Origin of the sequence: Dactylosporangium sp. NPDC005555, assembly GCF_040605635.1 — a bacterium.
Taxonomy (GTDB): Bacteria; Actinomycetota; Actinomycetes; order Mycobacteriales; family Micromonosporaceae; genus Dactylosporangium.
Map to the genome: position 1 here is coordinate 1 of NZ_JBEXDG010000125.1, position 8434 is coordinate 8434.

Below are 8434 nucleotides of genomic sequence, written 5' to 3' on the forward strand. Positions count from 1 at the left end.
GGCTCGGCCGCGGGCCGGGCAGCCGCGGCGCCCGCCGGGCCGGCGCCACCGAGCGCGAAGAGCGCGACGCCGAGCACCGCCGCCGCCCCGGCCGCCACCCTGACCGCCGGCCGGATGGCTCTCATCCGGCCGCCATGCGTGTTCCCCCATGTCTTCATGCCCGAAATGTGTCATATTGAGGCCGTAACCTCCGCGCATTTCCCCCAACGTGTCGGCTGCAATGCGTAACCGAATGGTTGACGCATGGTCACCCAAACCGGATGCCCGGACACGATCCCCTGGGTTCTGGGAGACTCGGAGCATGCGGGGGGTGGTGGCTTTGCTGGTCTTGCTGGCACCCGCTCCCGCTCCCGCCTACGCTCACGTGCCCACGCAGGTGTCGGCGGCGCCCACGGAGGTCTGCCGGATCACCGACCCGGCCGTGACCGAGGTGTCCGGCCTCGCCGTCACCCCGACGGGCTATCTGGTGGAGAACGACAGCAATCCCGATCCCGCCAAGACCCGCGTCTTCACGCTCGACAAGGCGTGCAAGGTGACCGGCAGCATCCAGTACCCACGGACCGCCCGCGACCCCGAGGACCTCGCGGTCGACCGCAAGGGCACCGTGTGGATCGCCGACATCGGCGACAACAGCCCCTTGACCGGCGGCTCCGGCACCCGCCGCAGCACGATCGCGCTGTGGACCATGGCCGCCGGCTCCACGCAGCTGAAGATCCACCGCCTGGTGTATCCGGACGGGGTGCCCCGCGACGCCGAGGCGCTGCTCATCGACGGCCAGGGCCGGCCGGTGATCGTCACGAAGGACCCCAACGGCGAGGTGTTCCGCCTCGACACGCCGCTGCCCACGGACAACACCGAGGGCGCGAAGCTCACCAGGGTCGGCACCTTCGTGCCGCAGCGCACCGGCACGTCCAACCCGTGGGGCTTCCTCGGCGTCGCCTGGGTCACCGGCGCCGCCGTGTCCGCCGACGGCACCCGCGCCGTCGTGCGCACCTACGCCGACGCCTACGAGTTCGAGGTGACCGGCGGCGACGTCGCCAAGGCGATCACCACGGGCAGGCCGACGGTCACCGCCCTGCCCGACGAGCCGCAGGGTGAGGCGATCGCATACACGGCGGACGCGACGGGCCTGCTGACCGTCTCGGACCAGAACGGTCCGGCCGTGATTCTGCGGTATGCCAGCGGCCTGAAACCGGCTCCTCCGAGCAGTGCCGCACCGTCGGCGACACACGCCGCCGCGGCGCCGCCGAAGGCACCGGCCCGCTCCGCGACCCGTGCCCCGCTGCTGCTCGGCGCGTTCACGGTGGTGGCGTTGATGCTGGTGGCGGCGGTCGCGCGACGCGCCCGGAAGCGATGAAGCACCCACGGTGTCGACGCGGGAGCGCTCACATGACACGATTCACCGACAGCAGGAGTCGGGGGAGGGGTTCGCGGCGGTGGTGCGCATCGAGGTCGAGCGGGCCACGACCCGTGACATGCGCCGGCGCAACCGGTCCACGCTGCTGTCGGAGCTGTTCTTCCGGGGGCCGCTGAGCCGCCATGACCTGAGCCGGATCACCGGGCTGAGCGCCGCGACCGCCAGCAGCGTCACCGCCGAGCTGCTCCAGGAAAACCTCATCGTCGAGGCCGGCCAGATCGAGTCCGACGGCGGCCGCCCGCGCGTCCTGCTGCGCGTCAACCCCGACTTCGGCCGCCTCGTCGGCGCCGACGTCGGCGAGACCGGCGTCAAGGTCGAGCTCTTCGACCTGTCCATGCAGCGCCTCGCGGCCGTCGACGAGCCGCTGCCGTCGTCCCGGCCGGCCCCCGAGGCCGTCGCCGGCCAGCTGCTCGCCGGCATCCGCGAGGTCCTCGGCGACACCGACCCCGCCGACGTCATCGGCGTCGGCATCGGCGTGCCCGGCACCGTCGAGCAGTCCGACCCCGTGCGCGTGCACGCCCCGACCATCGGCTGGCGCGGCACCTCCCTCGACGGCCTGCTGCGCGCCGGCGGCGTGACCGCACCCCTCTTCTTCGAGAACGGCGCGAAGTCCCTCGGCCAGGCCGAGATGTGGTTCGGCGCCGGCCGCGGCGCCGCCAACGCGGTCATCGTCCTCGTCGGCTCCGGCGTCGGCGCCGCCGTCATCACCAACGGCACCCTCTACCGCGGCGCGAGCAGCAGCGCCGGCGAGTGGGGCCACACCACGGTCGTCTACGGCGGCCGGCAGTGCCGGTGCGGCGCCCGCGGCTGCCTGGAGGCCTACGTCGGCGCCGAGGGCATCCTCGACCGCTACCAGCAGCTCGACCCCGCCCACGTCCGCACCGCCGACGAGCTCGCCGACGTCGCCGCCCTCATCGCCGCCGGCACCCCCGAGGCCGACGCCATCCTCACCGAGACCGCCGGCATGCTCGGCGCCGGCATCGGCAACCTGGTCAACCTCTTCAACCCCGAGCGCGTCGTCCTCGGCGGCTGGGCCGGCCTCGCCCTCGGCGCCCGCCTGCTGCCGCAGATCCGCGAGGCGGCCGGCGAGCAGGCCCTGGAGCACCCCTTCGGCCAGGTGTCGATCGAGCTGTGCGAGCTGGGCCCGGACGCGGTCGCCTTCGGCGCGGCGACCCTGCCGATGGCCGAGCTGCTCCGCCGCGCCTCCCGCCCCTGACACCCCCACACCGGGCCTTCCGCGCTGGCCTTCCGCGGGGTCGCCGCCGTGCTCGCCGCAGACCCCGAAGTGCAGCTCCGGCCGGGCCGCCCGGCTCCCGTCGTCGGTCGCTGCGCCCGCCTGGGGCTCCGGCGACGTCGAGGAGGCACCGTACGTGTCCGGCGGCTGGGATCGTCACCGACTACAACGAAGGCACCGCCTGGGCCCCCTGCCAGCTGGTGGGAACGGCCTCGGGGCGCTCGCTGATCAGAACGGCCTCGCCCAGGGTGCGGCGTGTCGCCTCGGTGTGCGGCACTCCGGTGTGCGTCGCCTCAGGGCGGCTGGCCTCAGTGCCCGTTGCTTGAGCGTGGCCGGCCTGAGCGTGGCCAGCTTCGGCGTGGCTGGCCTGAGCTGGTTGGCTTCGGTGGGGGTTGTCTCAGTGGGGGTGGGATTCGAGGGCGGCGCGGAGGATGGTGAGCCAGGTCGCGAAGGCGTGGACGCCGTCGAAGGTGCGGGTGGCGGCGCTGCTGAGCTGCGGGGGAGTCTCGGGGCCGTGGGTGACCACGAGGGCGTGGCCGCCCGCCGCGGCGCAGGCATGCAGGGCGGGCAGGTCGCCGAGGTCGTCGCCGGCGTAGACGACGCGCTGCAGGGAGTGCGTCTCGCGCAGCCTGGTCAGGGCGGTGCCCTTGTCCTGCCTGACCGGCGGGATGAGCTCGACGACCAGCTTGCCGGGCTCGGCGACCAGGCCGGTCCGGGCGGCCAGGGTCTGCACGGCCTTGTCCACCGCCGCGCCGGTCTCGAGGCGATCGGCCGCCAGCCGCCAGTGGACCGCGACCGACACCGCCTTGTCCTCGACCACGACGCCGTCGGTGCCGTCGAACATGTTGTGCAGTTCGCCGCTCGCCTCACGGACCGCAGGGAGCCAGGCCGCGATCTCGGGGTGCGTGTGCGGGACCCCGTCCCGCATCTCCTCGAGACCGTAGGAGCCCAGCAGGATCACCCCGTGGACGGGCGCCCGGTCCTGCAGGAACGAGAGCGGCCGGCCGGACAGCAGCGCGACGACACCCATCCGCTCCGCGATCCCGGCGAGCAGGTCGCCCGTCCCGTCGAGCAGACGGCTCGCGCGGGGGTCCTCGACGATCTCCGACAGCACGCCGTCGAAGTCCATGACCAGCCCGGCGTCCGCCGGTGCCGCCGTCAGGAACTCGATCGTGGCGTCCGGCTCTGTCATCTGGCCCTCACATCCCGGTCGGTCGACGTGCGTATCCGAGTTTAGATCGCATCCCCACCGAGATGGGCCCCGCGCAACCGGCGTCACATGCCAGGTGCGAGGAGGGGCTGCCTCGGGGTCGTCCTCCCAGAGATCGAGGAACGCACGGGTGACGCGTTCGCCGATCTCGTCCTCGGGGCCACGCCACGTGTCGGTCATGCGGTCCAGCACGGCCGGTGGCACGGACATGACGGCGCCGAAGAGCTCGTCCTTCGACTTGAAGAACTGCATGACGAGGGAGGCGTCGACGCCCGCGTCGGCCGCGATGCGGCGGATCGTGGTGGCGGTGAAGCCGTCGGCGGCGAAGCAACGCGGGCACGACGGCGAGGACGTCGCGACCGCCTACGCCGTCTGCGCCGCTTGAAGATCCGCCGTTTGAAGATCGCCCGATGGAAGCACGTGCGAGGTCAGGGCCGGGCCGACGACCCGGTTACGGCCGGAGGCCTTGGCCGCCAGCAGACGGTGGTCGGCGAGCGCCAGCAGCTCGATCCCGGTCGCCGCCTCGTCGCCGAGCGCCACCCCGAAGCTGGCCGTCACCGCGAGCCCCGGCGCGAGCGCGGTCCAGTCGTGCGCGGCGATGACGGCCCGGGCGCGTTCGGCGAGGGCGAGGACCCCGTCGGCCGCGGTGCCCTGCACCACGAGGGCGAACTCCTCGCCGCCGAACCGCACCGCCGTGCCGCCGGGCCCGCAGGCGGCGGCGAGCACGCCCGCCAGGTCCCGCAGCACCGCGTCGCCGACGAGATGGGAGCAGCCGTCGTTGATCCGCTTGAAGTGGTCGACGTCGAGCAGCACCACCGAGCAGGCGCGCAGGTCGGAGGCGAGGAGCTGGTCGAGGCGGCGCCGGTTCGGCAGCCCGGTCAGCGGGTCCTCGAGGGCCTGCCGGTTGAGGTGTTCGTTCGAGCGTTGCAGCGCCGTCGCCCGGGCCTGTGCCTGCGCGGTCTCCAGCCGCACCGCGGCCACGCTCGCCGCCCGCTCCGCCTGCTCCGACATCTGCTCGGAGACCAGGACGAACAGTCGTTTGTAGTGCTCCAGGGCCCCGCGCAGGTCGCCGATGTCCTCGAGGAGCCCGGCGAGGGCGCGGCGGGCGGTGATCTCGTGCTGCCGCGTCGGCGCCTCAGCGACGCTGACGGTCAGGAGCTCCGCCGCCTCCTGCCGCCGGCCGAGCGCGGCGAGCACGATCCCGCGGGTCTCCCTGTGGTGCACGATGTTGGCGACCGAGTCGAGCGCCGGGTCGGCGGGCCAGCTGTCGAGCAGTTCGAGGGCCTCCGCGGGGCGGCCGACGTCGGCGAGGGACTCGGCGAGGTTGGCCAGGCACGTGTTCTCGCCGCGCCGGTTGCCGGCGTCCCGCGCCATGAGCATGGCCGTGCGGGACAGCAGCACGGTCCGCTCGTGCCACGCGCGGGCCCGGTCACGCTCGCCGCGGTCGGTGGCCTCGGCGGCCATCCCGGCGTAGATGAACGACACCGTCTCGATCGCGGCGCTCTCCGCCACCGGGTCGCGCAGGAGCCGCGCCGTCTCGTGGTAACGCTCGCCGTATGCGAGGGCCCGGTCCCACTGGTGCAGTGCCGCGTACACGTTGGCCATCGCCCGCATCGCCGCCATGGTCGCGGCGAGGTCCCCGCCGGTGTCCGCGGCCCGCATCGCCGCCAGCCCTTCCTCCAGGGCGGCGGCGGTCTCGCCGACGTCGAGCAGGATCCGCGCGGCGACCTCGTGCGCCCTGGCGGTCGACGTCAGATCCCCGACGGCCCGGCTGAGGTCGATCGCCTTCAGGACGCAGCTCATCGCGTCGGCCGTCTCGCTGCGGATGTACAGCACCCGCGCCAGCAACGTGACGCCCCGGGCCTGCGCGCCCCGGTCGCCGGTCGCCTCGGCGAGCGTGGCCGCCTGCCCGGCGAACATCTTGGCGGCGTCGAGGTCGGAGGCGACGAGCGAGGACTCCGCGGATGCCAGCAGCGGGTCGGTCATGGGCCGGGCGCCTCCGATCACGGGACGGGGTCGCCCGGTAACTGTAACGGTAGCGACGCACCACTGTGGACCGCCGACCGGCCCAATTGCGGGTCGCCGTGACGGTTGGCCCCGCTTACCGGTGCCAGCGGCGGTACTGGAGGGTGGGGAGGTAGCCGGTGCCGGTGACGGCCTCGATGACGGCCCACACGAAGTCCTCGTCCGGGCCCCACGACGGGATCTCGACGGCCGACTCGACGGGCAGCGGGGTACCGGCGTCGACGACGGGGACGGCGTCGGCGTACACCAGCCGCCGGGTGACCTCACCGGCGGTGAACAGGGTGTAGGCGTAGCTGCTGGCGACGCTGGAGAACATGACGGCGAGGGCGTCGCCGGGCGGGTCGCAGGCCGGGGCGAGCTCCATCGACGGGTCCCACACCTGCGCCCAGCCGCCGGTCTCCGCGGCGAAGAACACGCCGGTCGCGAGGCCGCCCGTCGCCTCGTCCGCGCCGACCTGGCCGGGCCCGGGCGTCGCGGGCGTGAGCAGGGCGACCGCCGCGTCCGCGGAGACGCCCTTGACGAACAGCGCTGATGTGTTCCAACCCATGCCGTGACCCTAGATCAGCCAGTGGTCGTGCGGGTGGCGGCCGGGGCGGAAGCCCGCGGCCTCGACCATGGCGGCGGCCTCGGCGAAGCCGGTGGCGACCAGGTCGGGGCGGTGGGCGTCGCTGCCGAAGCAGATCGCGCGCCCGCCGCAGTCGCGCCACCAGGTGACGAACTCGGGTTCGGGGCCGCGGCGGGTGTTGACCTCCAGGGCGCGGCCGGTGCCGGCGAGGGCGCGCAGCACGGCGCGGATCTCGTCCTCGAAGTCGGTGATGGTGAAGGTGGCGCCGGCGGGCAGGTAGCGGACCGGATAGTCGAGGTGCGTCAGGGCGGAGAACGCGTCGCACGTCTCGATCATGCGGATCGCCTCGGTGAAGTAGTCGCGCAGGACCTCGGGGACGGTGCGCAGCGCGTACTCGTCCTCGACCAGGCGGTGCCGGCCGGCCACGGCGAGGGAGTGCAGCGAGCCGATGACCCGCTCGAACGGCGCCGCCGCCAGCAGCGACGCGGTCTGGGTGGGGAACCAGTGCGGCTCGCCGAGCTCGACGCCGGTGATGATCTTCAGTGCCGGGAAGCGGGTCCGGCAGCGGTCGACCGCCGCCAGGTAGCCGTCCACGTCGAGGGGCGGCGGCGCGAGGTGCACGTCGTCGGTGATGAGCGGCCGGTACCGGTCCGGCAGCGTGACCGCGGAGACGTCCCACGCGACGAAGTCGGTGTGCTCGGTGAACGCGATGGCCGGCAGCCCGAGCCGCACCGCCCGCGCGCAGGAGCCCTCCATGTCGCCGGTGGCGGTGTCCCAGGAGAACTCGGTGTGCGTGTGCAGGTCCGCGGGCAGCATGCCGCGATGGTGTCAGCCGATGCCGAGCGTCCGCAGGTGTGTGAGGGCGCCGGTGACGTCCGCCACCACCGGCACGCCAGGGGTGACGGGCGGCCGGTCGACCATCAGGACCGGCAGGGCGAGACGCCGAGCGGCGGTGAGTTTCGCGGCCGTCATGGTGCCGCCGCTGTCCTTCGTGACGAGGATCTGGATGTGGAACGAGGTGAGCAGCGCCTCCTCCCGGTCGGCGGTGAACGGACCCCGGTCCAGCAGCGACTCGAGTCGCGGCGGGTGCGGTGGCTCGACCGGGTCGACGCTGCGGACGAGGAACCAGCGGTCCGTCAGCGAGGCGAACGCGCCGAGGCCCTGCCGCCCTGTCGTGAGGAACACCCGCTCATGGGTCGAGGCCGCGATGAACGCCGCGGCGGCGTCGAGGGCCGGCACCCGGTGCCAGTCGTCGCCCGGGCCGGCGACCCAGCCGGGGCGGCGCAGCACCAGCAGCGGTACACCTGCCGCCGCCCCTGCTGCTGACGCTGACGCGCTGATCCTCGCGGCGAACGGGTGGGTCGCGTCGACCACCACGTCGACCGCCTCGGCCCGCACGTAGCCGGCCAGCCCCTGCGGGCCGCCGAACCCGCCGACGCGGACCTCACCGGGCGGCAGCGCGGGGTCGGCGACCCGGCCGGCGAGGGAGCTGATCACCCGGTGGCGGCCGTGCGGGGCCTGGGTGAGGACGCCCGCGAGCTGCCGGGCCTCGCCGGTGCCGCCGAGGATGAGGACGGTGCGCACCCGGCAAGGATTCCACGCCGGGACGGCCTGAGCCGCGGCGCACACCGCGATCAGACCGGCGACGAACCACATCGCCGGTCTGATCGGCAGGGGTCAGGGGTAGTTGACCCAGTTCGCGACGTTCGACGAGGAGTTCGACGGGCCGCCGGTGTTGTTGATGATGCGGGCGATGGTGCCGGTGCCGCCGAGAGAGACGGTGACCATGTTGTGGAACTTGACGTTCGGCGTCTGTGGGACCTCGAACGAGTGGCCCAGCACGACGCTCGGGTTGGTGCTGAAGAAGCAGTAGCTGCCCAGCCCCCATGCCTCATGGGTGGTGACGTTGGCGCCGACCTTGTAGGCGGCCCAGCCCTGTGCCCCGCCGCCGCTGGACCAGGAGGACTGGTTGGGCACGTCGTA

General features: G+C 73.6%; 7 protein-coding genes and 1 pseudogene. 2 read left to right on the forward strand and 6 right to left on the reverse strand.

The features are described from left to right. Window positions 1–319: 319 nt before the first annotated feature. Window positions 320–1357, forward strand: coding sequence for a hypothetical protein (locus ABZS58_RS50530; protein WP_354791939.1), 1038 nt, complete (start codon window positions 320–322; stop codon window positions 1355–1357). Between the two features lie 79 nt (window positions 1358–1436). Beyond that, complete coding sequence (locus ABZS58_RS50535) at window positions 1437–2633, forward strand: ROK family protein (RefSeq protein WP_354791940.1); 1197 nt, start codon at window positions 1437–1439, stop codon at window positions 2631–2633. Between the two features lie 415 nt (window positions 2634–3048). On the opposite strand, the gene otsB is transcribed toward ABZS58_RS50535, so the two are convergent. The 6 genes and pseudogenes from otsB to ABZS58_RS50565 form a co-directional block, all read right to left on the reverse strand. Further along, on the reverse strand, window positions 3049–3843 hold the full coding sequence (gene otsB, locus ABZS58_RS50540) for a trehalose-phosphatase (RefSeq protein WP_354791941.1): 795 nt from the start codon (window positions 3841–3843) through the stop codon (window positions 3049–3051). 381 nt (window positions 3844–4224) lie between these two features. After that, the gene (locus ABZS58_RS50545) at window positions 4225–5847 is read right to left on the reverse strand and encodes a GGDEF domain-containing protein (protein ID WP_354791942.1); all 1623 of its coding nucleotides are present in this window, start codon (window positions 5845–5847) and stop codon (window positions 4225–4227) included. 115 nt (window positions 5848–5962) lie between these two features. Further along, a complete protein-coding gene (locus ABZS58_RS50550) occupies window positions 5963–6433 on the reverse strand; it encodes a hypothetical protein (RefSeq protein WP_354791944.1) in 471 nt (156 codons plus the stop codon). A 9-nt stretch (window positions 6434–6442) separates the two neighbouring features. Next, window positions 6443–7267 (reverse strand): PHP domain-containing protein, encoded by an 825-nt coding sequence (locus ABZS58_RS50555; protein ID WP_354791945.1) that lies wholly within the window; start codon window positions 7265–7267, stop codon window positions 6443–6445. 12 nt (window positions 7268–7279) lie between these two features. Next, complete coding sequence (locus ABZS58_RS50560; RefSeq protein WP_354791946.1) at window positions 7280–8035, reverse strand: cobalt-precorrin-6A reductase; 756 nt, start codon at window positions 8033–8035, stop codon at window positions 7280–7282. Window positions 8036–8128: 93 nt separating this feature from the next. After that, window positions 8129–8434 (reverse strand): annotated as a pseudogene (locus ABZS58_RS50565) (coagulation factor 5/8 type domain-containing protein); the annotation flags it as partial.

What these genes read in the sequence shown, in the direction of transcription:
- ABZS58_RS50550 (WP_354791944.1), bottom strand. Translation starts at nt 6,433, where the DNA reads ATGGGTTGGAACACATCAGCGCTGTTCGTCAAGGGCGTCTCCGCGGAC.
- ABZS58_RS50555 (WP_354791945.1), bottom strand. Translation starts at nt 7,267, where the DNA reads ATGCTGCCCGCGGACCTGCACACGCACACCGAGTTCTCCTGGGACACC.
- otsB (WP_354791941.1), bottom strand. Translation starts at nt 3,843, where the DNA reads ATGACAGAGCCGGACGCCACGATCGAGTTCCTGACGGCGGCACCGGCG.
- ABZS58_RS50545 (WP_354791942.1), bottom strand. Translation starts at nt 5,847, where the DNA reads ATGACCGACCCGCTGCTGGCATCCGCGGAGTCCTCGCTCGTCGCCTCC.